Annotated in this window: 24 protein-coding genes and 2 tRNA genes; 12 read left to right on the plus strand and 14 right to left on the minus strand. The window is 69.1% G+C overall.

From position 1 onward, the window contains the following. Nucleotides 1-42 precede the first annotated feature (42 nt). Entirely contained in the window at nucleotides 43-1347 is a 1305-nt protein-coding gene (locus NOV86_RS08380; protein ID WP_267640890.1) for an aryl-sulfate sulfotransferase, read from the minus strand. Nucleotides 1348-1445: 98 nt separating this feature from the next. Here NOV86_RS08380 and NOV86_RS08385 point away from each other — a divergent pair, with 98 nt between their 5' ends. Both NOV86_RS08385 and NOV86_RS08390 read left to right on the plus strand, forming a co-directional pair. After that, nucleotides 1446-1733 carry a DUF7577 domain-containing protein gene (locus NOV86_RS08385; protein WP_267640891.1) on the plus strand — a complete coding sequence of 96 codons (288 nt, stop codon included), beginning with the start codon at nucleotides 1446-1448 and terminating at the stop codon, nucleotides 1731-1733. Nucleotides 1734-1827: 94 nt separating this feature from the next. Further along, on the plus strand, nucleotides 1828-1983 hold the full coding sequence (locus NOV86_RS08390; protein WP_267640892.1) for a DUF7331 family protein: 156 nt from the start codon (nucleotides 1828-1830) through the stop codon (nucleotides 1981-1983). On the opposite strand, the gene NOV86_RS08395 is transcribed toward NOV86_RS08390, so the two are convergent. The 4 genes from NOV86_RS08395 to NOV86_RS08410 all read right to left on the minus strand — a co-directional run bounded on the left by NOV86_RS08395 (nucleotide 1959) and on the right by NOV86_RS08410 (nucleotide 3300). Continuing rightward, nucleotides 1959-2450, minus strand: a complete 492-nt coding sequence (locus tag NOV86_RS08395) for a cupin domain-containing protein (protein ID WP_267640893.1) — start codon at nucleotides 2448-2450, stop codon at nucleotides 1959-1961. The genes NOV86_RS08390 and NOV86_RS08395 overlap by 25 nt on opposite strands. 61 nt (nucleotides 2451-2511) lie before the next feature. Continuing rightward, a complete protein-coding gene (locus NOV86_RS08400; RefSeq protein WP_267640894.1) occupies nucleotides 2512-2691 on the minus strand; it encodes a hypothetical protein in 180 nt (59 codons plus the stop codon). Nucleotides 2692-2694: 3 nt separating this feature from the next. Further along, complete coding sequence (locus tag NOV86_RS08405; RefSeq protein ID WP_267640895.1) at nucleotides 2695-2934, minus strand: hypothetical protein; 240 nt, start codon at nucleotides 2932-2934, stop codon at nucleotides 2695-2697. A 295-nt stretch (nucleotides 2935-3229) separates the two neighbouring features. Next, nucleotides 3230-3300 (minus strand) — tRNA-Gly (locus NOV86_RS08410). A 413-nt stretch (nucleotides 3301-3713) separates the two neighbouring features. Here NOV86_RS08410 and NOV86_RS08415 point away from each other — a divergent pair. Beyond that, the gene (locus NOV86_RS08415) at nucleotides 3714-4511 is read left to right on the plus strand and encodes an NAD+ synthase (RefSeq protein ID WP_267640896.1); all 798 of its coding nucleotides are present in this window, start codon (nucleotides 3714-3716) and stop codon (nucleotides 4509-4511) included. A 16-nt stretch (nucleotides 4512-4527) separates the two neighbouring features. Here NOV86_RS08415 and NOV86_RS08420 read toward each other — a convergent pair whose 3' ends face one another. Both NOV86_RS08420 and NOV86_RS08425 read right to left on the minus strand, forming a co-directional pair. Then, nucleotides 4528-5166 (minus strand): EGFR-like transmembrane domain-containing protein, encoded by a 639-nt coding sequence (locus NOV86_RS08420; protein WP_267640897.1) that lies wholly within the window; start codon nucleotides 5164-5166, stop codon nucleotides 4528-4530. A 95-nt stretch (nucleotides 5167-5261) separates the two neighbouring features. Further along, the gene (locus NOV86_RS08425) at nucleotides 5262-5951 is read right to left on the minus strand and encodes an enoyl-CoA hydratase/isomerase family protein (RefSeq protein ID WP_267640898.1); all 690 of its coding nucleotides are present in this window, start codon (nucleotides 5949-5951) and stop codon (nucleotides 5262-5264) included. A gap of 60 nt (nucleotides 5952-6011) precedes the next feature. On the opposite strand from NOV86_RS08425, the gene NOV86_RS08430 reads away from it, so the two are divergent. The 6 genes from NOV86_RS08430 to NOV86_RS08455 all read left to right on the plus strand — a co-directional run bounded on the left by NOV86_RS08430 (nucleotide 6012) and on the right by NOV86_RS08455 (nucleotide 15314). Further along, entirely contained in the window at nucleotides 6012-6683 is a 672-nt protein-coding gene (locus tag NOV86_RS08430; protein WP_267640899.1) for a DUF7114 family protein, read from the plus strand. Between the two features lie 64 nt (nucleotides 6684-6747). Next, nucleotides 6748-6819 (plus strand) — tRNA-Thr (locus tag NOV86_RS08435). A gap of 438 nt (nucleotides 6820-7257) precedes the next feature. Beyond that, a complete protein-coding gene (locus NOV86_RS08440; RefSeq protein ID WP_267640900.1) occupies nucleotides 7258-8742 on the plus strand; it encodes an ATPase domain-containing protein in 1485 nt (494 codons plus the stop codon). Nucleotides 8743-8753: 11 nt separating this feature from the next. Next, nucleotides 8754-10241 (plus strand): PAS domain-containing protein, encoded by a 1488-nt coding sequence (locus NOV86_RS08445; RefSeq protein WP_267640901.1) that lies wholly within the window; start codon nucleotides 8754-8756, stop codon nucleotides 10239-10241. Next, nucleotides 10238-11386: a sensor histidine kinase gene (locus tag NOV86_RS08450; protein ID WP_267640902.1), complete on the plus strand. Its 1149-nt coding sequence runs from the start codon at nucleotides 10238-10240 to the stop codon at nucleotides 11384-11386. The genes NOV86_RS08445 and NOV86_RS08450 overlap by 4 nt, the downstream gene beginning before the upstream one ends. A gap of 187 nt (nucleotides 11387-11573) precedes the next feature. Beyond that, entirely contained in the window at nucleotides 11574-15314 is a 3741-nt protein-coding gene (locus tag NOV86_RS08455) for a glycoside hydrolase family 97 N-terminal domain-containing protein (RefSeq protein ID WP_368408732.1), read from the plus strand. 30 nt (nucleotides 15315-15344) lie between these two features. Here the strand turns inward: NOV86_RS08455 and NOV86_RS08460 are convergent, their stop codons facing one another. Continuing rightward, a complete protein-coding gene (locus NOV86_RS08460) occupies nucleotides 15345-15770 on the minus strand; it encodes a DUF7979 domain-containing protein (protein ID WP_267640904.1) in 426 nt (141 codons plus the stop codon). Nucleotides 15771-15875: 105 nt separating this feature from the next. Between NOV86_RS08460 and NOV86_RS08465 the strand changes: the two genes are divergently transcribed. The 3 genes from NOV86_RS08465 (at nucleotide 15876) to NOV86_RS08475 (ending at nucleotide 19271) form a co-directional block, all read left to right on the plus strand. Next, nucleotides 15876-16913: an NAD-dependent epimerase/dehydratase family protein gene (locus NOV86_RS08465; RefSeq protein ID WP_267640905.1), complete on the plus strand. Its 1038-nt coding sequence runs from the start codon at nucleotides 15876-15878 to the stop codon at nucleotides 16911-16913. Nucleotides 16914-16964: 51 nt separating this feature from the next. After that, a complete protein-coding gene (locus tag NOV86_RS08470) occupies nucleotides 16965-17678 on the plus strand; it encodes a hypothetical protein (RefSeq protein WP_267640906.1) in 714 nt (237 codons plus the stop codon). Nucleotides 17679-17747: 69 nt separating this feature from the next. Further along, nucleotides 17748-19271: an Hvo_1808 family surface protein gene (locus NOV86_RS08475; RefSeq protein ID WP_267640907.1), complete on the plus strand. Its 1524-nt coding sequence runs from the start codon at nucleotides 17748-17750 to the stop codon at nucleotides 19269-19271. 23 nt (nucleotides 19272-19294) lie between these two features. Here the strand turns inward: NOV86_RS08475 and NOV86_RS08480 are convergent, their stop codons facing one another. The 6 genes from NOV86_RS08480 to NOV86_RS08505 are packed head-to-tail and all read right to left on the minus strand — an operon-like array spanning nucleotide 19295 to nucleotide 25730. Next, nucleotides 19295-21475 carry an LUD domain-containing protein gene (locus NOV86_RS08480; RefSeq protein WP_267640908.1) on the minus strand — a complete coding sequence of 727 codons (2181 nt, stop codon included), beginning with the start codon at nucleotides 21473-21475 and terminating at the stop codon, nucleotides 19295-19297. Then, nucleotides 21472-21978, minus strand: coding sequence for an LUD domain-containing protein (locus NOV86_RS08485; RefSeq protein WP_267640909.1), 507 nt, complete (start codon nucleotides 21976-21978; stop codon nucleotides 21472-21474). Before NOV86_RS08485 ends, NOV86_RS08480 begins: the two co-directional genes overlap by 4 nt. After that, on the minus strand, nucleotides 21975-22781 hold the full coding sequence (locus NOV86_RS08490) for an ABC transporter ATP-binding protein (RefSeq protein WP_267640910.1): 807 nt from the start codon (nucleotides 22779-22781) through the stop codon (nucleotides 21975-21977). Before NOV86_RS08490 ends, NOV86_RS08485 begins: the two co-directional genes overlap by 4 nt. Then, nucleotides 22778-23593 (minus strand): ABC transporter ATP-binding protein, encoded by an 816-nt coding sequence (locus NOV86_RS08495; protein ID WP_267640911.1) that lies wholly within the window; start codon nucleotides 23591-23593, stop codon nucleotides 22778-22780. The genes NOV86_RS08490 and NOV86_RS08495 overlap by 4 nt, the downstream gene beginning before the upstream one ends. Then, a complete protein-coding gene (locus NOV86_RS08500) occupies nucleotides 23590-24714 on the minus strand; it encodes a branched-chain amino acid ABC transporter permease (RefSeq protein WP_267640912.1) in 1125 nt (374 codons plus the stop codon). The genes NOV86_RS08495 and NOV86_RS08500 overlap by 4 nt, the downstream gene beginning before the upstream one ends. Next, nucleotides 24711-25730, minus strand: a complete 1020-nt coding sequence (locus tag NOV86_RS08505; protein ID WP_267640913.1) for a branched-chain amino acid ABC transporter permease — start codon at nucleotides 25728-25730, stop codon at nucleotides 24711-24713. Before NOV86_RS08505 ends, NOV86_RS08500 begins: the two co-directional genes overlap by 4 nt. Between the last annotated feature and the right edge of the window lie 3 nt (nucleotides 25731-25733).

The following is a 25733-nucleotide window of genomic DNA, read 5'->3' on the forward strand; positions in this document are numbered from 1 at the left end:
CGCGAACGCAGAAGAGACAGCCGACCCAGCCGACGCAGGTTCTCAGCGGGCCCGGGCCCGGGCCCGGGACACGCCGAGGAGCGCGAGGTCGAACACGAGGACGAGCGACAGCACCGCCCCGAGGGCGGCCGCCGCGAACTCCTCGAAGGAGACCCAGCCCGGGAAGACGAACCGGGCCCAGGCGACGTAGGTGCCGACCTGCTTCTCGACGCCCTCGCCCTCGACCTTGCTCGTCAGGTTCTCACCCGTCGCGTCGACGCCACCCTCCTCGGGCTGGCCGAGCCGGTCGGCCGCGTACGGCATCATGACGCCACCGTACTGCCAGACGACCTCGCCCTCCTTGTTCAGCTCGATGACGCGGTTGTTGAACGTGTCCACGACGAGGGTGTGGCCGTTCTCCAGGCGGTCGGCGTCGCGCGGCCAGAGGATGCCCTGGCTGTACTCCCAGACCTTCTCGCCGGTCTCGACGTCGTACTCGACGACCCGGTCGTTCTCGCTGTCGGCCACGAGCACCGTCCCGTTGAGCCGCATCGGGTTGTGCTGCTCGTAGAGGTCGTCGTGCGCACCGGGTTCGCCGACGACGTTCACCACGTCCTTGGTGGTCCGGTTCACCTCGATGACCACGTCGAAGTTCCGGATGCTCATCTGGAAGTTCCCGTTCCGGAGCAGGTCGATGTCGTTCATGTGGGTCCAGTCCTTCTCCGGGCCGGTGTACGCGGGGCTGTCGTACTCCTCGTCGAACTCGGTGCCCTCGCCGAGGTGCTCACGGGCGTGCCACTCCCAGGTGATGTCGCCCTCCTGGTTCACGGTGAACGCCCGGTTGTTCCCCATGTCGATGATGGCGGTCTCGCCGCTGGGGAGCCGGTCGGCGTCGTGGACCTCGTGGTTGTGGACGTAGACGTCGTACCACGAGTGGTTCCAGACCTCCTCTTTGGTCTCGTAGTCCAGCTCGACGACGCGGTTGTGGACACAGCCGTCCTTCGCGAACTCGTCGGGGCAGGCGCTCGCCGGCCGCTTCGTCGCGACCGAGGCGAGGATGTTCCCGTTCTCCAGCATCTCGACGTCGAACACCCGGGAGTTATCCGGCGTGTACTCCCAGACCACCTCGCCGTCGGGCGTCACCTCGATGGCGCGACCCTCGTAGGCGTCGCCGTAGCTCTGGATGCCGATGAGCGTGTTGCCGGCGTGCTGTTCGCGGACCGTCTCCGTCTCGTTCGTCGCGTTGCTGTCGTTCACCGCCGGCGCCGCGGCGGCCGCGGGCGCGCCGAGCGCCGCCTGCAGGCCGAGATACGCCGTGACGAGGAGGAGGAGGGCGCAGACCGCGAGCATTCGGGACCGTCGTTCCATACGCGTGCCTGCAGGCGACGACGCCTAACTCTGACGGATTTCGTCATCCGGCCGCCGAAGTGCCAACAGTGAAGTGTCGTGCTATACTATACCACAGTATGGCAGAGGTCTGGGACTGGGCCATCGGCTACCTGCTCGTGTTCGCGGCGCTCCAGCTGGCAGTGTACCTCTACTACCGCCGCCAGACCGACAGTGGGGCCTCCCGCGCCGTCCCCGAGGGAGACGGCGTCGGGTTCGACGAGCGCGTGACGAGCGCACCCGCGCCGCGGCGCCGGGAATCCACCGACGGCGACACGCGCCACTGCCCGCACTGCGGGACGCCGAACGAGCTGGACGCCGCGTTCCGGTACTGCCGGAACTGCGCCGGCTCGCTCTCTGGCACATAACCGTTTCGGCCGTTAGAGCCCCCCTATTAGCCGTTTTGGCCCACCTTGGCCAGCAAACATATACCGGCCCGCGCAGAAGCCAGTATCGAGTCGAATGAACACGACCGATACCGAAGAAGAGCGCTACGTCGGCCGCGAGACCGTCAACGGACTCATCATCTACGACCGCGAGAACCTCGACGCCTGGATCGAGTCCGACACGACGGTTTCGGTCACCGAGTCCGACTACCGCTCCTCCCCCTCCCAGTAGTCCACCGCCGCCTCGCTGGGATAGTAGCCCGCCACGGTTCGCTCCCCCGACTCCCCGCCGGGGGGCGAGCCGGCGAAGACCCCGATCTTCTCCGAATCCGGATACACCGTCACGTCCGGCTCCTGCATCGTCGACACACAGAGGTAGCGAAGCGGCTCCTCGCCCGTGTTGACGACGCGATGTGCGCCGTCCTCGCCCGTCGGCAGGGCCACGAAATCACCCGCCTCGAGGGGGTGCTCCCCGTCTGCCGCCCGGAGCGTCCCCGAGCCGGCGAGGACGTAGATGGCCTCCTCGTTCGCGGTGTGGTAGTGGTACGGCCACGAGCGGTTCCCCGCCGGCAGTTCGTACAGGCTCGCGCCCAGTTGCTCGGCGTCGGCCGCCGCCCCCAGTTGCTTGCGCCGGAAGCGCGTCTCGCCCTCGGTCACCTCGGTCCACTCGCACTCGGAGTCGTTCACCTTCCGGACCATGGCCGGCGCTACTCGGACCAGCGACAAGACGGTTGTCCCGCCGACGGAGAAGCCCCCGTCGTCAGTAGTACGACCCGCGCAACTCCGGCTCCAGAACCAGCATCATCGCGGCGAGACAGCCCAGCAACACCGCGGCCGTCCAGAGCAGGTACTCCGCGTTCGCCATCACCAGCACCGCCACGAGGCTTCCACCCACGACCAGCGCCCCGACGAGGAGCCTGACCAGCGTCGGAAACCGCATGGCTCACTCCTCACAGAGCCGGAGGCAGTCCTCCGGGTCGACGTGGAGGTCCTCGTGGTCGATGGCCTGCCACTCCCCCGCGACCGACGCACGGACCGTGGTGAAGTCGTTCTCACCGTACCCCCTGGCCAGCTGTGGCCAGCGCTCGCTGGCGCTCTCGTCGTAGATGCCAAGCAGCTCCTCGAGGTGGTCCATGGCGGTCCCGCTCGATGCACTCCCGTCGGTTCTGACGTCGTAGCTCACGAGTTCCCAACTCCCTATCCCGTCAATCGGCCAGAAGTATCATAGCTAATCGTGCGTTACGCGGCCGGTAGAGAACCCGTAATCCAGTGGCGCGAACGGGTATGGTGATGCTACTGCTGGACGGTGAAAGGTCGGCCCAGGCACCCACCCGGAACTACTCGGGCGACTTCGGGAGGAATGCACCGTCCGGGAATCGAACCAGAGCGAGACGGTCCTGCTCCCCGCGTCGCAGGCTGCGACTCGCAGGGTCCGATTCCCCAGCGCTACCGCTCCTCACTGTCGTTCGTCGCAGGAATGCACCGTCCGGGAATTGAACCCGGGCTATTAGCTTGGGAAGCTAATGTCCTACCACTGGACCAACGGTGCTCACTCACTACGTTCGTTCGCACCGAGCCCCCACTCACTTCGTTCGTGGGGACAACGGTGCTCGACCGCTACGTCCGTTCGCACCGCCCCACACGCACATCGTGCGCGGGGACAACGGTGCTCGACCGCCACGTCCGTTCGCACCGCCCCACACGCACATCGTGCGCGGGGACAACGGTGCTCGACCGCCACGTCCGTTCGCACCGCCCCACACGCACATCGTGCGCGGGGACAACGGTGTTCCCGTAACGTTCTATCTCAACGTTCTGCACGACCGTACTTCAACGTAGCGTTTTCCCGAACCGAATCGACCACCGGCGCGGCCCCGGCTCGGCCGGCCGCGGGTGGACGAACGTCCAGGTTCCGACCCCGTCGAGCAACGTATTAACGGGTGCAGATGCAAGACCCGCCTAATGTTGGACCTTCGCTTCTCGGAGGAAGAGCTGGCCGCCCAGCGCGACCACATCGTCTCGTTCATCCAGGAAACAGTCGACGCAGCGGGTGCCGACGGCGCCGTCCTCGGGCTCTCGGGGGGCGTCGACAGCACGACGACGGCCTACCTCGCCGTCGAAGCCCTCGGGAAGGAGAACGTGCGCGGACTGGTGCTGCCGGCGACGGTCTCCAGCGAGGAGAACATGAGCGACGCCGAGCGAGTGGCGGAGACGCTCGGCATCGAGTACGACACCATCGAGATCGGGCCCATCGTCGACGCGCTGGTCGACGCGATTCCGGGTGCCGAGGGCGACACCGTGGCCGTGGGCAACGCGCGGGCGCGGGTCCGCGGGGTGGTCAACTACTACGTCGCCAACGAGGAGGGCCGCGTGGTCCTCGGGACCGGGAACAGGGCCGAGGCGCTGACTGGCTACTTCACGAAGTACGGCGACCAGGCGGTCGACTGCAACCCCATCGGGAACCTCTACAAGCAGCAGGTCCGCCAGCTCGCGGCCTACCTCGGCGCACCAGACGACCTCGCGGAGAAGGAGGCGACCGCGGAGCTGTGGGCGGACCAGACCGACGAACAGGAGATGGGCGTCGGCTACGACACGGTCGACGCGGTCATCGCGCTCCACATCGAGGGCGGGGCGTCGACCACGGCGACGGCGCGCGAGCTCGGCATCGACGAGGCCGACGTCGAGCGCGTGCGGGAGCTGTACGAGGTGAGCGAGCACAAGCGCAACATGCCGCCCGCACCGTCGGAACTGCGGCTCTGACGAAGCGAACGACGCCTCACTCGTCGCTCGACTCGACCGGGTCGTCGGCGACCACCCGGACCCGGTCGCCGTCCTGGAGGACGTAGCGCTCGGGGTCGACCGGCTGGCCGTTCACCTCGTAGACGACCGTCGAGCCCTCGCTCGCCCGGTAGACCTCGTCACCGAAGGCGAAGCCGTTCTGGGTCACGCCCATCCCGAGCGACTCCAGCGCGTACTCCAGCGTGACGCCCTGCCCGTGGACGTGCCACGTACTGCCGTCGCCGTTCTCGTAGTGGAAGAAGTCGTCCTGGAGCTGGTACTTGTTCTGGCTGAAGTCCAGTGACCGCCCGTCGACGGTCACCGTCATCGGGCCGTGCTCGTGGACCGTCCCGAGGCTGGCGGGCTGGCGGACGCTGTCGTCGACGAAGGTGGTGGCCGCGCCGGCGCTGGAGTTCCCGCTCCCGAGGCTCACGAGCAGGCCGCCGACGATGAGCGCGAAGAGGACGCCGGCCACCCCCAGCGCGATGGTGCTGGTCGGAGGGCCGCCCCCGTCGTCGAGGCCGTCGACCCGCCGTCGTTCGATCCGACCCAGTTCGTCGTGGTGTTCGTCCCGGAGGTGGCGCAGGTACGCCGCCTCCTCATCGAAGGAACCCCCACAGTGGTCGCAGTCGTACACACGCCCAGTGGAGTATCGGACCGATATGAATGCTTCCCTGAACGTCCGGTGCCCCACCAGTGGACAGGCCTGTCCAATCGGCGGTCCGGCGCGGGCTACCGCTCCAGCTCGGCCGCGTGCTCGACGACGAGGTCGGCGAAGGTCTCGGCCTCGCGCGCCTCCTGCACCGGCCGGTCCGCATCGTCGCGCATCCGGCGTTTCAGCACCGCCAGCGCGTCGTGGTTGGTGTCGGCGACCGCCTCCGCGACCGCCCGCGGGTCCTCGACCACCCGCGAGACCAGCCCCATCTGCTTCGCCTCGGCCGCGTCCACGACCCGCCCGGAGAGCGCGAGGTCCATCGCCTCGCCCTCGCCGAGCACCCGGGGCAGCCTGACCGTGCCGCCCCACGCCCCGAACAGCCCGAGTTGCACGCCCGTCTCGGCGAACGTCGCGTCGGGGGTCGCCACCCGCAGGTCGCACGCCAGCGCGAGTTCCACCCCGCCACCGCGAGCCGGGCCGTCGATGCCCGCCACGACGACGCTCTCGGCGGTCTCGATGGTCCGGGCGACCCGCTGGCCCTGCCGGACGAACTCCCTGGCGGAATCGTGGTCGAGCTGTGCCACCTCGTCGAAGTCCGCCCCGGCGGAGAACGCCCCACCGGCGCCGGTCAGGTAGACCACCGGCGTGTCGGCGGCCTCGACCGCGGCCTGCAGGTCGGAGAGCCCCGCCCGCGTCAGCGCGTTCCGGCGCGACGGCCGGTCCAGCGTGACCGTCGTCACGTCCCCGGTGACCTCGGTACGAATCATGTCAGTGCGTGTGTCGGGTTTTCCAAAGGTCTTTGCCTTTCCCACCGCTAGCGACTGCCAATGGACGAGGCCGCTACGTGCCGCCGTGCCGCCATCGAGGCCATCCAGGACATCTACCCGGACCGCCTCCGGGACGACCTGGAGGCCCGCCTCGAGTCGGCGTCGATGGCACCCGGAGTGCTGACGATTCGCTGTGCCCGCGCCGTTGACGACGCCGTCGACCCAACGTCCGTCGCCCAGCGGGCCGCCGGTGTCCAGCTCATCTACGAGGGGCTCCGACTCACCCGGTCGCTCGCCCACGACGAACCCTGGGCCGATAGCGACGACCATACCCAGCCCAACCTCGACTCCCTCGCCGCGACCGTCCTCGTCTCCCGCGGCTTCTACCTGCTCGCCCGGACCGACGCCGCCAGCAAGGCGGTCGCCACCGTCCGCCGGTTCGGCCGCGACCAGACCAGCCGCCGCGCCCCCGACGCCGACACCGCCGGCCTCGACGTGACCCTCGAACGCGACGTGTTCGAGCTGGCCGCGACCGCCGGCGTCACCGCCGTCGACGCCACCCCCACGACCGAACTCTTCGCGCAGGTCGACGACCTCGCCGTCGCCGCCGGTATCGGCCTCGACGGGGCGGCCGAGTCCCTCCCGGGCCCGACCGAACTCCAGACCGGCGCGACCGCCGGCGACGCGGCAGGCGCCGACGACCACGTCCGCCAGCCGGCGACGGATTCGTGACGACGAATCGAAGCCCTTAAAGATACCAGCGAGCAACTGTGAAATGCGCCGAACGCGACACGGTGCCTGGGTAGCTTAGCGGTAAAGCGCGTCCTTGGTAAGGACGAGAGCCCGGGTTCAAATCCCGGCCTAGGCTTTCTCTGGAATCAACCTCCCGAGCCCCTGCTCTCGTTCTCCTGTGATTCCCTGACCTCGTCCCCTCGACTGGAGAATCGAGCGACGACGGGCGGTTTCGAGGGGCCTGTCACCCGGCGATACCACCGCCACCCAGAGCCCGACACTGTCACCCCCTAATCGTTGAGGTCGGGCCGGAAGTGGCCCAATAGAGTGAGGCAGAACCACTACTCGGTCGAGTCCGGTATTGCATATCGAAAATCACCATGTCCGCGTCCCCCACCCGTCCTGTCCAGCGGTCCGCCCACGACAGGAGCGCCAGCCGGTCGTCGCAACGTTCGCGAGTTCGATTCGGAGCCGACAGTTCGCCAGGCACACCGACCGACCGCGTGACGGTCTCAGACTCTCGTCCGTCGGCGACTCGCACCCATCGGCCACGGCAGCCGGGCGGGAGAGAGCCGTGACGGTGGACGACCGCTCCCGCATCACCACCGGCGTCGACGGGCTCGACGAGGTCCTCCACGGTGGCCTCATCCCGCAACGGAGCTACATGGTCACGGGCCGCCCCGGGACTGGCAAGACGATCCTCGGGCTGCACTACCTGACCGCCGGCCTCGCGGCCGACGAGTCGTGTCTCTACATCAACCTGGAGGAGTCGACCGCGGACATCCGGGCCAACGCGGCCGCCCTCGGGTTCGACCTATCGGGGGTCGAGTTCCTCGACCTCTCGCCGACGGCCGACGCCTTCACCGAGAACGACCAGTACTACGTGTTCGCGCCGGACGAGGTGGAATCGCCCGGTGTCGTCGACCGCATCGGGGAGGAGGTCCGCCGCGTCGACCCCGACCGGGTGTTCGTCGACCCGCTCACGCAGCTCCGGAACCTCGCTCCCGACGACTACCAGTTCCGCAAACAGGTCAACGGCTTCGTCCAGCTGGTGCGGGCACAGGACGCGACGGTCGTGTTCACCTCGCAGGCGACCGAGACGAGTCCGGACGAGGACCTGCAGTTCGTCAGCGACGGGACGGTCGAACTGCGACACGGCGAGCGCGGCCGGTCGCTCGCGGTCAGGAAGTTCCGCGGCTCCGACTTCGACTCCGGGTCGCACTCGCTGCGCATCACCGGCGACGGGATGGTCGTCTACCCGGTCCTGACGCCGAGTTCGCACGGTCGCGAGTTCACGACCGACAAGATCCCCTCCGGCGTGCCCGAGATAGACGAACTCCTCCACGGTGGGCTCGAACGGGGGACGGTGACCATCCTGTCCGGCCCGACCGGGGTCGGCAAGACCACGCTCGGCGTCCAGTTCATGAAGGAGGCCGCCGGGCGGGGCGAGCGCTCCATCGTCTACCAGTTCGAGGAATCGGAGAAGACGCTGCTCGAACGTTCACAGAACGTGAACATCCCCGTCAAGGAGATGGTCGACCGTGGCACGCTGGCGGTCGAGACCGTCGAACCACTCGAGAAGAGCCCACCCGAGTTCGCGTCGATGGTCCGCGAGGAGGTCGAACGGCAGGACGCGAAGATAGTCATGATAGACGGCATCGACGGGTACCGCCTCTCGCTCCAGGGGAACGAGGGCGACCTCGAACGGGAGCTGAACGCGCTCGGTCGCTACCTGAAGAACATGGGCGTCGCGGTCATCCTGGTCGACACCGCCGAGAGCGTCACGGGGGAGTTCCAGCCGACGAACAGCGGCGTCAGCTACCTTGCGGACAACATCGTCTTCCTCCGCTACCTGGAGATGAACGGCGAGCTCCGGAAGGCCATCGGCATCCTGAAGAAGCGGATGAGCGACTTCGAGCGGACGATGCGGGAGTTCGAGATCACCCAGCACGGCATCAAGGTGGGGGAACCCCTCTCGGCCCTCCGTGGCATCCTGAGCGGGACGCCGACCTTCGTCGACAGCCCGAATCCACCCGCGGGCGAGGACACCAGGCGGTGAGTCCGCGGCTCATGACCACCGACCCTGGCTCTGTTCCGCCGGAGCGCCCGTCCGGGGACGACGAGTGGGCCCACGTCCACCTGCTGCTGGAGCCGGGACGGAACCGACAGTTGCTCGCCGACCTCCTCGGCGACAAATACGACGTCACGTCGGGGACCGAGGGTGACGCGCTTGACAGGACCGTCGACCTCTGCATCGTCGACGAGGAGCGCTTCCGGCACCGGACCGACGCAATCGAGGCGTACCGGGACCGGAGCGACACGGTCTTCTCGCCGGTCCTGCTCATCGCGCCCCCCGGGAGCGACCTCTGTTCGGACCCCGGCGTGTGGGAGTACGCCGACGACGTCATCGAGGCGCCGGTGAAGAAGGCCGAACTGGAGGCGCGACTGTCGAACCTGCTCCGGCGCCGCCGGACCTCGACGCGGCTGGCGAGCCGAGAGCGCGAGCTGGAGCTGACGGTGGCGGAGTTGCGCCGGAAGGAACGGGCGATGGACGCCGCACCCATCGGGATAACCATCACGGACCCCGGCCGGCCGGACAACCCGCTGATCTACGCGAACGACGCCTTCGAGCAGATCACGGGCTACGACGAGACCGAGCTCCTCGGCGAGAACATGCGCCTCCTGCAGGGGCCGGCGACCGACGAGACGGCCGTCCGGACCCTCCGGGAGGCCATCGCCGACGAGGAGCGGGTGGCGACGACGCTGGTCAACTACCGGGCCGACGGCACGCGCTTCTGGAACCGGGTCGCCATCGCGCCGGTCCACGACGAGACGGGCGAGCTGGTGAACTTCATCGGGTTCCAGACGGACGTGACCGACGAGAAGGTCCGCGAGCAGCGCCTGAGCGTCCTCAACCGGGTGATGCGACACAACCTCTCGAACGACATCAACGTCGTCGCCGGGTACGCCGACATGCTGGTCGAGACGGCGGAGGACCCGGCGGTGGCGGCCTCGGCCGGCGAGATACAGGGCTCCGCAGAGGAGTTGCAGCGACTCGGGCGAAGCGTCCGGCACATCGAGCGGACCCTGGAGTGGTGCCGGTCGTTCGACGACACCATCGACCTCGGTGAGGTCCTCGCCGACCTCGCCGAACGGACCCGGAAGACCTACGCCGGGGTCGACGTGACCGTCGAGGTCGAGGACGGGCCCTGGTACGTCAACGGGGGCTGTCTCGTGGACGTGCTCCCCGAACTCTTCGAGAACGCGGTCCGGCACAACGACGCGGTCGACCCGGTCGTCACCGTGACGGTCGGGCCCGCCCCGAAGACCCCGGGTCGCGTCCAGGTCCGCATCGTCGACAACGGCCCCGGCATCGACGAGGACCTCGTCGACGTGTACCGGGAGGGCGAGGAGACGCCCCTGCACCACGGCGACGGCCTCGGCCTGTGGCTGGTCCACTGGGCCCTCACCCTGCTCGGCGGGGACGTCGAGATCACCAACGGGGACGGAACGACCGTGACGGTCACGCTCCCGACTACCACGGAGGAGGACGCATGACCAGCGATCAGCCGGATGCCAGTCCGCCACAGGACCGGGAGCGACCCGGGGACGGGTCCCCATCCGCGGGGTCCAGCGACGCCCGGGTGCAGGAACTCCAGCAGCAGGTGGCCGAACTGCAGGCGCAGGCCGAGGGCACCATCGACGGGCTGGTGCTGGTCGCCGGCGACGGGACGGTCCTCCGGACCAACGACCGCTTCTTCGACATCCTCGACGTCGACACGCCCACGAGCGAGGGCACTCCCGACGGTCGGATGCTCGCGGACCGGCTGGCCCGGCGGATCGCGGACACCGACCGGTTCCGTGACCGTGTGGAGCACCTCCACGGGCATCCGACGGAGGAGAGTCGCGACGAGTTCCGCCTCGAGGACGGACGCTGGGTCGACCTCTACTCGACCCCGGTGACGGTCGGGACGGACGGCCGCCGGGCCCGGCTCTGGGTCGTCAGGGACGTCTCGGAGCGCAAGGAGTACGAACTGGACCTCGAACGCCACCGGGACCGCCTCGACCAGTTCGCCAGCATGGTCTCACACGACCTCCGGAACCCGATGAACGTCGCCGAGGGCTACCTGGAGGTGGCCCGCGAGCGCACCGACGACGAGGCGCTGGCGGAGGTGGCCTGGGCACACCGGCGGATGCGGGCCCTGATAGACGACCTGCTGACGCTGGCCCGGACGAACCGGTCGATAACCGACCTGGAGCCGGTCTGTCTCGCGACCCTGGTCGAACGCTGCTGGCGGAACGTCGACGCCGACGACGCCGAGTTGTGCGTCGAGACCGACCGCGTCGTGGTCGCCGACGAGACCCGGCTCTCGCAGGTGCTGGAGAACCTGTTGCGCAACAGCGTGGAACACGGCTCGACCAGCGACCAGACAGGGACCGATGCTAGCGCCGAGGCGCTGACGATAACCGTGGGTGACCTCGAGACGGGCTTCTACGTCGAGGACGACGGGGTGGGCATCCCGCCGGCGCAGCGACAGCGGGTGTTCGAATCCGGGTACTCGACGCGACCCGACGGGACGGGCCTCGGTCTCGACATCGTGGCGCAGATCGTCGCTGCCCACGGATGGGAGGTCGAACTCGCGGAGGGCACACAGGGCGGTGTCCGCTTCGAGATCACCGGGGTCGAACGACCGGGCCTCTAGGGCCGCCGGGCCACTCGGCTCGCGTTTTCAGTTGTTACAGAGTACTGTTAGGACAGAAGGTGGCCGCCGGAATCTCCAACCACACCCGCTGTACTGCACCTCGATACGCAACGGAATCAGTTGCGAGAAATACACGTGTCAGAAAAGATAGTTACGCTTATTGTGTGTGCCTCTGCCATGCTAGTCGATGTTTGACGAACAAGGTAATCACACGTTCTCATCCATGGACCGCCGCGAGTTCGTGGGTGGGCTGGCCTCGCTGGTCGCGGCGTCGGCGTTCTCGCTGTCGGTCGCCGACGAGACGGCCGCGAAGGTCACGGCAGGGGACGACGCAGCCACACAGACGGTCACGTCGCCGGACGGGAGCGTCGCGGTGACGGTCGACGTGTCGGACGGGGTCCCGAGCTACAGCGTCAGTCACGGCGGGGAGACGGTCGTGGCCGACTCGCGACTCGGGTTCGAGTTCCAGGACCAGCCCGCCTTCGGCGAAGGTGTCGCGGTGACGGGGAGCGAACGCGCCACCACCGACACGACCTGGACGCCCGTCTGGGACCAGTACGACGAGATCCGCGAGCACTACCACGAGTTGCGCCTCGGGCTGGTCGAGGAGAGTCCCCCGGGCCGCAACCTCACGCTCGAGGTCCGGGCGTTCGACGACGGGGTCGGATTCCGGTACGTCTTCCCCGACGAGAGCGGCTTCGGCGAGTTCGTCGTCACCGACGAACGGACCGAGTTCGCCTTCCCCGGCGACCACACGAGCTGGTGGGTCGAGAACGACTTCAACAGCTACGAGTACGCGTACAAGGAGACGCCCCTGAGCGAGGTCGGCTCGGGGACGCCCTACGACGGCGCACACACCCCCATCACGATGGAGACCGACGGCGGGCGCTACCTCAGCGTCCACGAGGCGAACCTGGTCGACTACGCCGCGATGGCGGTCGAGCCCGTTTCTGCGGGCGCGACGACGTTCGAGTCGACGCTGGCCCCGCTGCCGGACGGGACGAAGGTGTCTGCGGCGGCCCCGCACCGGACGCCGTGGCGCACGATACAGGTCGGCGAGCGCCCGGGCGACCTCGTCGAGTCCAGCCTCGTGCTCAACCTGAACGACCCGCTGGACCCCGAGGAGTTCCCGCACGGGACCGACTGGATCGAGCCACAGAAGTTCATGGGCGTCTGGTGGCTGATGATCACCGGGCGTGCCGACTGGCAGTACCGGGGCCCAGAGACCGGGAACCACGGCGCCCAGACCCGGCGGATGCAACGGTACATGGACTTCGCCAGCGAGCACGGCATCGACAGCGTGCTCGTCGAGGGGTGGAACGAGGGCTGGGACTCCTACCCCGGCGACGGGAGCACGATGGACTTCGACGACACCTACCCCGACTTCGACATCGAGGCGGTCACCGACTACGGCGCCCAGCTCGACCCGCCGGTCGCGATGACGGCCCACAACGAGACGGCGGGGAACGTCTCGAACTACGAGGCCCAACTCGAGAACGACCCGAACCCGTTCGCCGACTACGACGACCTCGGCATCAACTCCATCAAGACGGGCTACGTCGCCGACGGCGGCGTCTCCATCGACGGGACGACGTACAACCACCACTGCCAGGCGCTGGTGAACCACCACCATCTGGTGTACCGCGAGGCCGCGAAGAACCGCCAGATGCTGGAGGTCCACGAACCCGTCAAGCCGACGGGCGAGCGCCGGACCTACCCGAACGTGATGACCCGCGAGGGCGTCCTCGGCCAGGAGTACGACTCCTTCGGCTACGTCTCGCCCTCGCACCACGTCACGTTCCCGTTCACCCGGATGCTCGGCGGCCCAGTCGAGTACACCCCCGGCATCTTCGACATGGACTCCGGGTCCGGCGGTATCGAGACCACGCGGGCGAAACAGCTCGCGATGTACCCGACGTACCTCAGCGGCCTCCACATGGTCGCGGACCTGCCGAGTTCCTACCTCGCCGACCAGCCCGCCGTCGCTTCGGTCGGCGAGGTCGCACAGGCCGAGTTCGGCGACCTCGACGGGTTCACCGCGAAGGCCCGCTGGGCCGGCGCCCAGGGCGGCCGGTACGTCCCGGTCGACCCGAACACGGTCGAGACGGGCGCCTCCGTCGCCTGGACCGTCGAGGACGTGCCCGAGGCCGGCGAGTACACCGTCCACCTGCGCTACGCCAGCGACGCCGAGAACAACGCGGTCCCGGCCGACACCGACCGGACCGCGACCCTCGTCGCCGGCGGGGATTCCACACAGGTCACCTTCCCGACCACCGACTACTGGGACGAGTGGGCCACCGTCTCGGCGACGGTCACCCTCGACTCGGGCGAGAACGACCTCGAACTCACGCTCGCCGAGAGCGACACCGGCGGCCTGAACCTCGATTCGGTCGCGGTCACGGAACCCGGCCAGTCGATGCCCGCACCCGAGACGGACCCGACGCTCGGGCCCACGGTCGAGGCCTTCGACTTCATCGAGGACGTGCCGGCCGCCGGCTGGGACGACACCCGCGTCGTCGATGCCGACATCGGCTCGTACATGGTCACGGCACGCAAGCAGGACGACGAGTGGTTCGTCGGCGCCATGACCGACGAGAACGGCCGCGCCCTCGACGTCCCCCTCGACTTCCTCGACTCGGCCCCCGGAAAACGCAAGGGCCACGACGAGGGCAAGGGGAAGGGCCACGGCGGCGGGAATGGCAACGGAAACGGCACCGAGAACGGCGAGGGGAAGGGCCACACGAAGGGCAAGTACGTCGCCGAGATCTACTCCGACGGCATCGACGCCCGGTTCGACGAGAACCTGACCGACGTGCGCGTCGACGAGGCCATCGTCACCGCCGACACCACCCTGCTCGCCTCGACCATCGAGTCCGGTGGGACCGCGGTCCGTCTCCGCCCGGCCGACTGGACGGACGTGGCCGACCTCCCCGCGTACGAGTACCCCGAGCAGGACCTCGACGTGGCCATCCGCGAGGAGACGTTCGTCCAGGAGCCGTTCATCAGCGCCACCGGGTCGAACGCTGGCGCCTACATCGGCGGCACGACCGTCGAACTCGTCGTCGACGGCACGGTCGCGGCGAGCGCGAACGTCCGCTTCCCGCCGAACTCCACCGACCAGTCCTACCAGTTCTCCTACGCCATCGACACGCGCGGCACCTACGACGTGGTCGTCCAGACCACCGACGGGGAGACGCTGGCGAGCGAGACGGTCACCGTCAAACCGCCCGAGACGGTCGCGACCATCGGCGACCCGACCGGCGACGATTCCGGCCCCGGCGGCTACACCTACCCGACCGCCGACGCCTTCCCCGCGGGCGCGTTCGACCTGACCTCGGTCACGGTCGAGCAGACCCCGAGCATCCACCAGTTCCGCTTCGAGGTCGAGACGCTGAACAACGCCTTCGGGAGCAGTCGGGGCTTCTCGCCGCACATGTTCGTCTGCTGGCTGCGCGACCCGGACAAGGCCGGTGGCGCGACCGACAGCCTCGACGACCTCGGCGCGAACGTCGACTTCGCCGATGCCTGGCACTACCGCCTCGAGGTCAGCGGCTTCACCAAGAGCGCGGTCGATTCGACCGGCGCGGCGCTCACCGACGCCGACGGGAACACCGTCACGGTGCGCGAGAGCGTCGACGACGACGCCGGGACCGTCACCCTGAGCCTCGACCGCGAGGCCCTCGACGGGGTCGACGCGGGTTCGCTGGAGCTGGTCGCGATGGTCCAGTCCGAGAACTTCGGCGCACTCCGGCCCGTGCAGGAGACGGCCGGCGGCTACGTCTTCGGCGGCGCGAAACCAGGGGCGGTCGACAACGCGCCCCTCGTCATGGACCTGGTCACGCCCGACGGCGTGAGCCAGACCGAGGCGCTCGCCTACAGCGACACCGAGCGCGCGACGCTGCCGTTCGTGCCGGTGGGTACGCAGTAGCCACGAACATCGTCTGTCGTCCCCCTTCTTTCAGCAGACCGCCGCGACGACGTAGTAGGTCTCGTTCTGGTACTCGACGACGCCCGGGCTGCTCCACAGGTCGGGTAGCGTGTCGGACTCGACGCTGCCGTTCTCCAGCGCCTGCGCGAACAGTTCCTGCTCGCGCTCGGTGCGGTTCTCGAACTGCCGGATGGTGTCGGCCTCCTCTCGCTGGTCCACCGTCGCCGGCTCGACGGAGAGGATGTAGGGGCAGTCTGCGGTGCGGTAGGTTGGTGTTCCGGTGGTGGTCGGCGTCGCCGGGTCCGTCGTGGTGTCGGTTCGGGTGTCGGTCGGGTCGGTGGTCGGCGGCTCGGTCGTCGTGGTGCTCGTCTCCGTCCCGGCGGTGAAGCCACCGAGACAGCCGGCGAGGACGACGACCGCGGCCAGTGCGAGCAGCGGGAGGGCTGGGCGGGCCATACCGGAACGAGACAACAATCCGGTAAGTCTCTTCTGCCGGAGACGGCAGGGTCGGTCGCCGCCACCCGGCACCACGATTATCGTGTCTCCGGCCCGAGATACCGTATGCCACGCGCCCTGCTCGTCGGCGGCACCCGCTTCATCGGCCGCCACACTGTCGCGGAACTGCTCGCACACGACTACCACGTGACGACGTTCACCCGGGGCGAGTCCGAGGACCCCTTCGCGGACACCGAGGGAGTCGACAACTACCAGGGCGACCGGAACGACCGCGCCGCCCTCGAAGCCGCCCGCGACGCGGTCGACCCCGACATCGTCGTGGACTTCGTGGGGCTGTTCCCGGAGCAGGTCGCGACCGCGACCGAGGTGTTCGCCGACGTGGACGCCTACGTGTTCGTCTCCTCCGGGTCGACCTACGGCGAGCAGCCGATTCCCATGCGCGAGGACGAGACGCCCCTCTGTGAGTGCACGCCCGAGCAGGCCACCGACGAGTCGATGGCGAGTTACGGCCCCCGGAAGGCCGAGTGCGACCGCGAGGTGTTCGCGGCCGCCGACCGCGGCGTCCACGCGATGTCGGTCCGCCCGATGCTGGTGTACGGCCCCCACGACTACACCGAGCGGACCGACTACTGGCTGCACCGCCTGGCCGAGTACGACCGGGTGCTCGTGCCTGGCGACGGCGACAGCCTGCTCCACCGGGCCTACGTCGAGGACGTGGCCCGTGCCCTCCGCATCGTCGCCGAGCGCGGCGACCCCGGCGAGGCGTACAACGTCGCGGACCGCGAGGCGACGACGCTCTCGGGCTGGCTCGACCTCGCGGCCGACGAACTGGTCACCGAGGTCGACCTCGTCTACGCCAGCGAGCGCGAACTCGCCGCGAACGACCGCTCGCCCGGCGACTTCCCGCTGTTCACCGACGAGCCGATGCTCGTCTCGACCGGGAAACTGGCCGCGCTGGGCTGGGACTCGACGCCCCTCGCGGCTGCCTACGAGACGACCGTCGCGGAGCATCTCGACTCGGACAGGGACGGAACCGACCTCGGGCCCTCCCGCGATGCGGAGGAGACGGTCATCGAGGCCCTCGGGTCGGTCGAGAGCGACTACGACGGCGGGGTCTCCTCGGGACCGTCGCGGTCCGGGTAGGCGAAACCGGGAGACAGCACGGCTTTGTGCCTCGGCGCACTGCGGGGCGGTATGGGAACGCTGGCACTGGACATCGAGACCGCGAGCCCCCACGGGAAGCCGCCGGAGTTCACGGACACCGACTACTTCGAACTCGTGGCGGTCGCGGCCGGGTACGCGGCCTCGCCCGACGACGAGCCCGAGACGACCGTCTTTCTCAGAGAGGGCGGCTGGGACCCGGCCCACACCGCGGCCGTCCTCCGGGACGTGGTCGACTGGGTCGGCGACCGCCCGGTCGACCGCACCCTGACCTACAACGGGACCAACTTCGACGAGGTCCACCTGCGGAACTGGGCGGCCGCGCTTGCGGAGTCGGGCGAGTGGCCCGCCGCCGATAGCGAGTTCGACCGGCTCTTCTCCGGCCACATCGACCTCGCCGAACACGCCGGCGAGGCGTACCAGGACCGGCTCCGCGGCCGGGCGACCTTCCCCAAACTCGAGAAGCTCTGTCGCTGGGAGGGCATCGACACCGGCGAGGTCCGGTACGCGGAGTACGACCTCGACGAGGCCTACCTCGCCGGGCTGGGCATCACGGAGGACGTGGTGCAGGGGCGACACATCGGGACCGCCCTCGGCGCGGCCTACGTCGAGGGCGTCGAGAACGGCCTCGCCGGGACCGCCACCTTCCGGGAGCTGGAACGGCTCCTCCGGGAGTACGCCACGGGCGACATCGTCCCGCTGTTCGAACTCGACGCGGTGTTCGGCCACCCCGACCCGGACGCCTGAGTCCGGGTTGCCGGCGAAGACAGCGCGGGGCACACCGCTTTTACCCACCGCCTCCCAATCGTCTGAGGAATGCGACAGCCCGGCCCGCTCCCCCTCGTCCTCCTCCTCGGTGCCCTCGTCCTCCTCGCCGGCTGCAACGCGGTCCCCATCGGCGCACAGGAGGTCGGCGGCAGCGTCGCCGCGAACGACTCGCTGGCGGCGAACGCGAGCGTCACCGACCCCGGCACCGACCGACAGGGCTGGGAACGCGGCTTCTGGTACGACGAATCGCTCGCCATCACGACCGCGGACGGGCTGAACGACTCCGAACTCGACGCGGTCGTCGCCCGCGCGATGGCCCGGGTCGAGCACGTCCGCGGCGTCGAGTTCGAGCGGCCGGTCCCGGTCGAACTCGTCACCCGGAGCGAGTACCGGAACTCCACGATGTCGGGAGCCGGCGCCAGCAGCGGTGACGGCAGCGCGTCGGCGACCCAGCAGGCCGCGGCCGCCGAGCAGGCCGCCCAGTTCGAGGCGCTGTTCCTCGTCGGCGAGGCGGGCGACGCCGGCCAGCAGCAGTCCGAGAACCGCGGCTCGACGGTCCAGGGCTACTACGACACGCGACAGGACCGCATCGTCATCGTCTCGAAGAACGACCCGCCGCGACCGAACGAGGTGACCCTCGCCCAGGAGCTCTACCACGCCTACCAGTTCCGGCAGGTGCTCGCCTCGACGCCGGTCCCCCGGAACATGAACGACGACCAGGTCCGCGGCGTCCTCTCGCTGGTCGAGGGCGACGCGAACTTCGTCGACCGGCTGTACGAACAGCAGTGCGAGGCGTCGTGGGAGTGCCTGCGCGACGAGGACGCCAGACAAGCCGGCGACGAGGGCGGTGAAGGTGCCGCCAGCACCGGCGACGACTCCACCCCCTCGATCCATATGGGCCTCTACCTGCTCTCGTACTTCCCCTACGCCGAGGGCGAGGAGCTGATACAGGACACCTACGCCGAGTCCGGCTGGGAGGGGGTAGACCGGCTGTACGAGGCGCCGCCGCTGTCGAGCGCGCAGGTCATCGAGCAGGACCTCGACTCGGACTCGTCGCTGGTGCAGGCGCCCGACCGGAGTTCGGCCGCCTGGGAGCGCGTCGACTCGGGGCCGCCCGGCCGGACCGTCGGCGAGGCCGGCATCGCCACCATGTTCGCGTACACCATCTACGACGACCGGAACGCGTCGCTGGTCTCGCGCGATGACTTCCTCAACACCGGGCCGGACGGGAGCGTGAACAGCACGAACCCGCTGGACTACGGCCTGCCCGAGAGCGACGGCTGGGCCGGCGACACCCTCTACACCTACCGGAACGGCGACCAGACGGGCTACGTCTGGCACACGACGTGGGAGACGCGGGGCGACGCCCGGCAGTTCGCCGACGCCTACGAGCGACTGCTCGGCTATCACGACGCGGAACAGGTCGACGAGAACACGTTCCTCATCCTCGAGGGGCCCTTCGCGGACGCCTTCCGGGTGACGGTCGACGGGAAACGGGTGACCATCGTGAACGGGCCGGCGCCCTCGACGCTGTCGGGCATCCACGACGGGGCGGCGAACGCGACTGCCTGAAGGTTGCGGCCCGGCAGCGACGACTACCGGACCAGCAACTCGACCGGGTGCCGGATGCCCCGGGAGAGCAGGTCCCCCAGTTGCTCGGTGCAGGAGGTGCCCGAGGCGACGACGGTCGCCTCCTCTTCGAACTGCTCGGCCAGCGGTTCGCCGACGGCCATGCTCATCTCGTAGTACTCGGACTTGTAGCCGAAGCTCCCGGCCATCCCGCAGCACTCGGTGTCGGAGGTCCGGACCGTGGCGCCGCAGTCCTCCAGCACCGCGACGGTGTACGGTTCCAGCCCGAGGGTGCGCTGCTGGCAGTGGCTGTGGTAGGCCACCTCGGCAGGGGGCGATGCCAGGGCGTCGGCATCGGCCCCGTTCTCCAGCAGGCCGTAGAGGTACTCCATCACCTCGTAGCTCGCGTCGCCGAGGCGCTCGTGGGCCGTCGGCGCGAGGAACTTCTCGTACTCGCGGTCGAACATCGCGAGGTCCGAGGGTTCGACCACGACCACGTCCCGGCCCGCGTCGATGTGCTCGGCGAGGCTCGCGTACACGTCGTGGGCGTGGTCCTCTGCAGTCGAAACCATGCCCTGCGAGAGCGGCGCGCGCCCCGACGAGGCCATCTTCGGGACCTGCACGTGGACGTTCAGGGCTTCGAGCGCCCGGACCGCGGCCTTCCCGCGGTCGACCAGGACGTGGTTCGTGTAGAGGTCGGGATAGAGCACGACCTCCCGGTCGGCCCGGTCGGCCGAGACGGTCGGGCCGCGCGAATCGAACCACGAGACGAGTGTCTCGCGCCGGAACTCGGGGAGGTCGCGCCGGCGGTCGATGCCGAGGAACCGGTCCATCCCCGCCCGGACGGGGTCGGTTCCGGCGAGCCAGTTCGAGACCGGCGCGGTCGCGCTGGCCAGCCGGGCGACGGTATCGAAGTTCCCGAACAGGCGCTTACCGAGGTCCAGTCCCGCGGGTTCCTCGTCGGGCGTCAGGCCGTCGACGAGGTGGTCGAACGTGTCGGGGTCTGCGCCGCGGTTCACCCGGTCCCGGACGACCGTGTTGATCCACGGGATGTCGATCTTCACCGGGCAGGCGTTCACGCACCGGGTGCAGCCGGTGCACATGTCGTTGAACTCCGCGGCGCTGTCGAGGCCGTGGACGCCGGCCTCCCAGCCGGTCCCGATGCCGCCCGAGTAGGTCTCGCCGCCGAAGCCGTGGCCGCCGACGGCCTGGAAGTTCGCACACGAGTTCGAGCAGGCGCCACACCGGATGCAGTAGAGGGTCTCGCGCAGGTGCTCGTCCTCGCGCATCTCCATCCGGCCGTTGTCGAGCAGCACGAGGTGGAACTCGCGGTCCTCGCCCGTGCCGCGCTCGTCGGCCTCGAAGTCGAAGGTCGGCGAGTCCGTCGGGGGCGTGAACAGCGAGATGTACTGCGAGATGTCCTGGCCGGTGGCCGCCTTCGAGATGATGTCGACGAAGGGGCCGAGTTCGCGGATGGAGGGGACGAGCTTCTCCACCCCGGCGACCGCGACGTGCGTGTCGGGCGTGACCGCGCACTTGCGGGCGTTGCCCTCGTTCGTCACGAGCGCGATGGTGCCAGATTCGGCCATGACGAAGTTCGCGCCCGTGACGCCCACGTCCGCTTCTTTGATTCGTTCGCCGAGGTAGTCCCGGGCGAAGCGGGTCATCTCCTCCGCGGTCTCCAGTTCCGCCTCGGGGTCGAACACCTCGTTGAGCAGGTCGGCGATCTCCTCGCGGGACTTGTGCAGCGCCGGCCCGACGAGGTGGCTCGGGGACTCCTCGGCGAGCTGGATGACGAACTCGCCGAGGTCGGTCTCGTACACGTCGACCCCGGCGTCGGCGAGGGCGTCGTTCAGCTCGATCTCCTCGGTCGTCATCGACTTCGACTTCACCAGCGTCTCCGCCGATTCGTCCTCGCAGACCTCTCTGACATAGCGGTTCGCGTCCGCGGCGTCCTCGGCGAGGTAGACCGTCCCGCCGTTGGCCTCGACCGACTCCCGGACCGTGTCGACGAGGTGGTCGAGGTTCGCGATGGCGTCCTCCTTGATGGCTCGGGCCTGCTCGCGGCTGTCCTCCCAGTCGTCGAACCGGGCGATGGCGTCGTAGCGCTTCTCGTTCTTGTCCCGGACGCTCGGGCCGATGTTCGGCCCCTCGGCGTCGAGCAGGTAGCGGATCTCCGCCGCCTTGCGTCGTCTGTCCGCGCTCATCTGTCCTTGAGGACGACGACGTGTACTTCGTTCGGGCCGTGGACGCCCTCGACGAGGCCGCCCATGTCGGCCGTCGCGGACGGGCCGGTCGCGAAGACGTAGGAGTCCCGGCCGGCGTCGAACTCGTCGGCGAGCCAGTCGACCGCGTCCCGCGTCCCCTCGACGAGGGCGCTGGCCGCGACGACCGCGACGTGGCGGTTCGGGTAGAGGCTGACCGGTTCGTCGCCCTCGGGCGAGGAGTGGATGAGGATGCTCCCGAGCGCGGCGACGCCGAGTCGCGCCGGCGTGACGCCAGTGCTCGCGTCGGCGAGTTCTGCGGGCCCCGGCTCGGTCGTCACCGTCTCGGGCAACTCGACGCCCTCGAACGGGAGTGCGGTCCCGACCGCGGGCGAGTCCAGGGCCGCCGCGATGGCGTCCTCGGCGGCCGCCGCCGGGACCACCTCGACGGTCGCACCCGTGTCGGCGACCGAGTCGGTGAACGCGTCTGTGACGTTCGTGCTCATACACCGAGGTAGCGCTGTCGAAGGGCGTCGTCTTTTCGGAGTCGCTCCGTGCTGACCTCGGCGACGACCTGTCCCTCGTCGAGGATGTAGTGGCGCGACCCGATGGCGAGTGCGGCCGCGACGTTCTGCTCGACGAAGAAGACGGTCACACCCTTCTCGTCGTTGATGTCCGCGATGATGTCCTCGATGCGCCGGACGATGTAGGGCGCGAGCCCCTCGAACGGTTCGTCCAGCAGCATCAGGTCCGGGTTCGCGGCGAGGGCGCGCGCGATGGCGAGCATCTGCTGTTCGCCCCCGCTCATGTTCCGGGCGTGTTTCTCCCGCATGTCGTCGAGTTCGGGGAAGAACTCGAGGACGGCGTCGACCGAGAGCGAGTCCTCGACGGTGTTCACCGCCAGCTGGATGTTCTCGACCACCGACAGCCGCGGGAAGCAGCGTCGCTTCTCGGGGACGATGGCGATGCCGCGGTTCGCGCGCTGGTAGGACTCCAGCCCGAGGACGGACTCGCCCCGGTAGCGCACGTCGCCGTCGGTCACCTCGGGCACGTCGCCACCCATGATGGCGCGGATGGTCGTGGTCTTGCCCGCGCCGTTCCGGCCGAGCAACGAGACCAGTTCGCCCTCGTGGATGGAGAGGTCCACGCCGAACAGGACCTGCCCCGTCTCGTACCCGGCTTCGAGACCGTCGACCTCGAGGACGGACGGTGCATCGGCCGCCGCGCCCCCGGTGCTGGTCGCGTCGCTCCCGCCCGGGTCGCTCGCTGCGTCCGATTCGTCGCGTGGTGTGGGTGCGTCAGAACTCATAGTTCCTCCCTCATGCCGCCCAGGTAGGCGTCCTGGACCCGTTCGTCGGCCTGGACGTCCTCGGGCGTGCCGGTCGCGATGATCGACCCGCGGTCGAGCACGCTGATGCGGTCGCTGATGGAGAGCACGACGTCCATGTCGTGCTCGATGAGGACCAGCGTGAGCCCCAGCTCGGACTGCAGCGACTGGACGAGTTCCGCGGTCGCGTTCGTCGCGTCCGGGCTCATGCCCGAGGTCGGTTCGTCCAGCAGCAACACGTCGGGGTCGGTCGCCAGCGCCATCGCGATGCCGAGGCGGCGCTGGTCGCCGTGGCTCAGGTTCTTCGCGAGCGTGTCCGGGTCGGCGTCGAGGCCGACGCGCCGGAGGTGCTCGCGGGCCGTGTCGTCGCCGACCTCGCGGTGGTCGCGGAACAGGTCCCAGCTGAAGTCGCCGCGCTCGGTGGTCTGGACGACCACGCGGACGTTCTCCAGGACGGTCTGGTCGGCGAACAGCTCGTTGGACTGGAACGACCGCGCCAGCCCGCGGTGGGGGCGGTCGTACTCCGGGTCGTCGGTGATGTCGGTACCGTCGAGGAAGATGCGGCCCTCGGTGGGCGAGAGCGTCCCCATGACGGTGTTGAACAGGGTCGTCTTGCCGGCCCCGTTCGGGCCGATGATGGCCCGGAGTTCGCCCGGCTCGATGCCGAGGGAGACGTCGTCGACCGCCGTCACCTCGCCGAAGGTCTTGCGGAGCCCGTCGGTGGCGAGGGCGGCCTCGGATTTCGGGACCGCCCGGTCGACCTCGACCGGCTCGTCACGTGGCTCGCTGCTCATTCGGCATCACCCCGAATCCGCGTGACGAGCCGCGAGATGCGGCCCGTGAGGAAGCCCCAGACGCCCTCGAGGGGTGCCGCCACGACCACGACGACGAAGATGCCGCCGAGGAAGAACGGCCAGTCCGCGGCGAGGTCGAGGCTCAGGACACCGAGGTCGAGCACCCCGAAGTCGGTGAGGAACTCCTCGGCGAACTGCCAGAGGAACACCCCGGCGATGGGGCCGAAGTAGTACCGGACCCCGCCGAGGACCGCCATCAGGACGGTGTCACCGCTCGTGGTGACCGAGAGCGTCTCCAGGGACGCCCCGAAGTCGTTGATGGAGAGCAACGCCCCCGCGAGTGCGGAGAACATCGCGCTCAGGGTGAACGACTGCACCTTGTACCGCGTGGTGTTCACGCCCATCGCGCGGGCGAGGTCCTCGTTCTCGCGGATGGCGACCAGCGACCGCCCGAAGGGCGAGCGCGTGACCTGCCAGAGCGCGAGCATCGCGGCGAGGAACACCAGCGCGACGAACCAGTACCAGTCCAGCGCGTCGAAGCCCGCGACCTCGAACGGGAGGGGCAACGAGAGCCGCCCCCGCGTGGTCTCGACGAACGCCGGGAGGACGCCCTGCGAGATGCCGTTCGAGCCGCCGGTGAGTTCGCCCGGGTTCTTGTTCGCCGTGAAGTGGATGGCCTGGGCGACCGCCAGCGTCAGGAAGGCGAAGTATATCTCGCCCTTCTGGACCGTGAGCCGGCCGATGCCGTAGCCGAGGCCGGCCGCGAGCACCATCCCGAGCAGCGTCGCGATGGGGAACCCGAGGACCGGGAAGCCCGCGTGCCCGGAGACGCCCAGTGCGGCGGCGTACATCCCGATGCCGAGGAACATGGCGTGCCCGAACGAGAGTAATCCCGTATAGCCGAACAGCAGGTTGAACGCCGCGACGTACAGCATCCAGATGAGCATCGTGGCCGCGATGGCCTCGAACCCGAGCAGGAACGGGAGCGACACCAGTGGCTTGAGCAGCACCACGAGTGCGACCAGGCCGAGTGGAATGCGGTAGCGCCGGACGAACGCCTTCACCGTGGCGAGGCCGTCGGCCTCGCGTTCCGCCTCGCCGTGTGCGGTCTCGCCACTCATTCGAGGAACCCCTCCTCGCCGAACAGGCCGCGTGGTCTGACCAGCAGGATGAGCACCATCACGAGATACGGGACGATGCCGCCGATGTCCGCGCCGAGGACGCCGATGCCGGTGACCTCGGCCAGCGCGTCACCCACGGCCGGCACGAGGAAGCGTGCCTCACCGATGAGCAGGCCGCTGACGACGCTCCCGAACAGGCTGCCGACGCCGCCGACGACGACCACGACGAACGCGAGGATGACGAACGTCTCGCCCATCGTCGTGTTCATCGTGTACTCCGGCGCGTAGAGCGCCCCGGCGAGGCCGGCGATGGCCGCCCCCACGAAGAACATCGTGGTGAAGCGGAACGGGAGGTTCACGCCGACGAACTCGGTCATCTCGCCGTCCTGCACCCCGGCCCGGACCGTCAGGCCGTAGTCCGTCTTCGAGATGAGCGCGTAGACGGCGACGACGGTCACGACCGCGACCGCGACGATGAACAGGCGGAACGCGCCCACCTGCGTCGGGCCGAGGTCGACGCTCGCCGCGAGCAACCCCGGCTTGTCGTAGCCGAGTGGCTGCGTGCCCCAGTGGCTCTCGATGACCTGTTCGATCATCATCGTCAGGCCGAACGTCGCCAGCAGGCTGACGATGGGGTCCTGGTCGTACAGGTAGCGCAGGACCGTCATCTCCAGCAACACGCCGACGACCCCGACGAAGACGGGGACGAGCACGAGCGCCGCCCAGAACGGCAGGCCGAACGTGACGACGACCGAGTAGGAGGCGTACGCACCCAGCATGAAGAACGCCCCGTGGGCGAAGTTCACGATGCCCATCAGCCCGAGGATGAGCGACAGCCCGAGCGTGATGAGCACCAGGACCATCCCGTAGACGAGGCCGCCGATGGCCTGGTCGATGAACAGCCCCGGGTCGACCGCCGCCGTGATGCCAAGCAGGACGAGCGTCACGACGCCGACCGCCCACCAGACGGGCGAGACGGCCACGAGACGCTCACGTGTGAAGGTGCTCGTGCTCATCGA

It is taken from the genome of Haloarchaeobius amylolyticus (assembly GCF_026616195.1).
GTDB classification, from domain to species: domain Archaea; phylum Halobacteriota; class Halobacteria; order Halobacteriales; family Natrialbaceae; genus Haloarchaeobius; species Haloarchaeobius amylolyticus.

What these genes read in the sequence shown, in the direction of transcription:
- NOV86_RS08465 (WP_267640905.1), top strand. Translation starts at nt 15,876, where the DNA reads ATGCCACGCGCCCTGCTCGTCGGCGGCACCCGCTTCATCGGCCGCCAC.
- NOV86_RS08390 (WP_267640892.1), top strand. Translation starts at nt 1,828, where the DNA reads ATGAACACGACCGATACCGAAGAAGAGCGCTACGTCGGCCGCGAGACC.
- NOV86_RS08450 (WP_267640902.1), top strand. Translation starts at nt 10,238, where the DNA reads ATGACCAGCGATCAGCCGGATGCCAGTCCGCCACAGGACCGGGAGCGA.
- NOV86_RS08445 (WP_267640901.1), top strand. Translation starts at nt 8,754, where the DNA reads ATGACCACCGACCCTGGCTCTGTTCCGCCGGAGCGCCCGTCCGGGGAC.
- NOV86_RS08495 (WP_267640911.1), bottom strand. Translation starts at nt 23,593, where the DNA reads ATGAGCAGCGAGCCACGTGACGAGCCGGTCGAGGTCGACCGGGCGGTC.
- NOV86_RS08505 (WP_267640913.1), bottom strand. Translation starts at nt 25,730, where the DNA reads ATGAGCACGAGCACCTTCACACGTGAGCGTCTCGTGGCCGTCTCGCCC.
- NOV86_RS08400 (WP_267640894.1), bottom strand. Translation starts at nt 2,691, where the DNA reads ATGCGGTTTCCGACGCTGGTCAGGCTCCTCGTCGGGGCGCTGGTCGTG.
- NOV86_RS08455 (WP_368408732.1), top strand. Translation starts at nt 11,574, where the DNA reads ATGTTTGACGAACAAGGTAATCACACGTTCTCATCCATGGACCGCCGC.
- NOV86_RS08430 (WP_267640899.1), top strand. Translation starts at nt 6,012, where the DNA reads ATGGACGAGGCCGCTACGTGCCGCCGTGCCGCCATCGAGGCCATCCAG.
- NOV86_RS08470 (WP_267640906.1), top strand. Translation starts at nt 16,965, where the DNA reads ATGGGAACGCTGGCACTGGACATCGAGACCGCGAGCCCCCACGGGAAG.
- NOV86_RS08490 (WP_267640910.1), bottom strand. Translation starts at nt 22,781, where the DNA reads ATGAGTTCTGACGCACCCACACCACGCGACGAATCGGACGCAGCGAGC.
- NOV86_RS08380 (WP_267640890.1), bottom strand. Translation starts at nt 1,347, where the DNA reads ATGGAACGACGGTCCCGAATGCTCGCGGTCTGCGCCCTCCTCCTCCTC.
- NOV86_RS08500 (WP_267640912.1), bottom strand. Translation starts at nt 24,714, where the DNA reads ATGAGTGGCGAGACCGCACACGGCGAGGCGGAACGCGAGGCCGACGGC.
- NOV86_RS08425 (WP_267640898.1), bottom strand. Translation starts at nt 5,951, where the DNA reads ATGATTCGTACCGAGGTCACCGGGGACGTGACGACGGTCACGCTGGAC.
- NOV86_RS08460 (WP_267640904.1), bottom strand. Translation starts at nt 15,770, where the DNA reads ATGGCCCGCCCAGCCCTCCCGCTGCTCGCACTGGCCGCGGTCGTCGTC.
- NOV86_RS08415 (WP_267640896.1), top strand. Translation starts at nt 3,714, where the DNA reads ATGTTGGACCTTCGCTTCTCGGAGGAAGAGCTGGCCGCCCAGCGCGAC.
- NOV86_RS08480 (WP_267640908.1), bottom strand. Translation starts at nt 21,475, where the DNA reads ATGAGCGCGGACAGACGACGCAAGGCGGCGGAGATCCGCTACCTGCTC.
- NOV86_RS08395 (WP_267640893.1), bottom strand. Translation starts at nt 2,450, where the DNA reads ATGGTCCGGAAGGTGAACGACTCCGAGTGCGAGTGGACCGAGGTGACC.
- NOV86_RS08485 (WP_267640909.1), bottom strand. Translation starts at nt 21,978, where the DNA reads ATGAGCACGAACGTCACAGACGCGTTCACCGACTCGGTCGCCGACACG.
- NOV86_RS08385 (WP_267640891.1), top strand. Translation starts at nt 1,446, where the DNA reads ATGGCAGAGGTCTGGGACTGGGCCATCGGCTACCTGCTCGTGTTCGCG.
- NOV86_RS08475 (WP_267640907.1), top strand. Translation starts at nt 17,748, where the DNA reads ATGCGACAGCCCGGCCCGCTCCCCCTCGTCCTCCTCCTCGGTGCCCTC.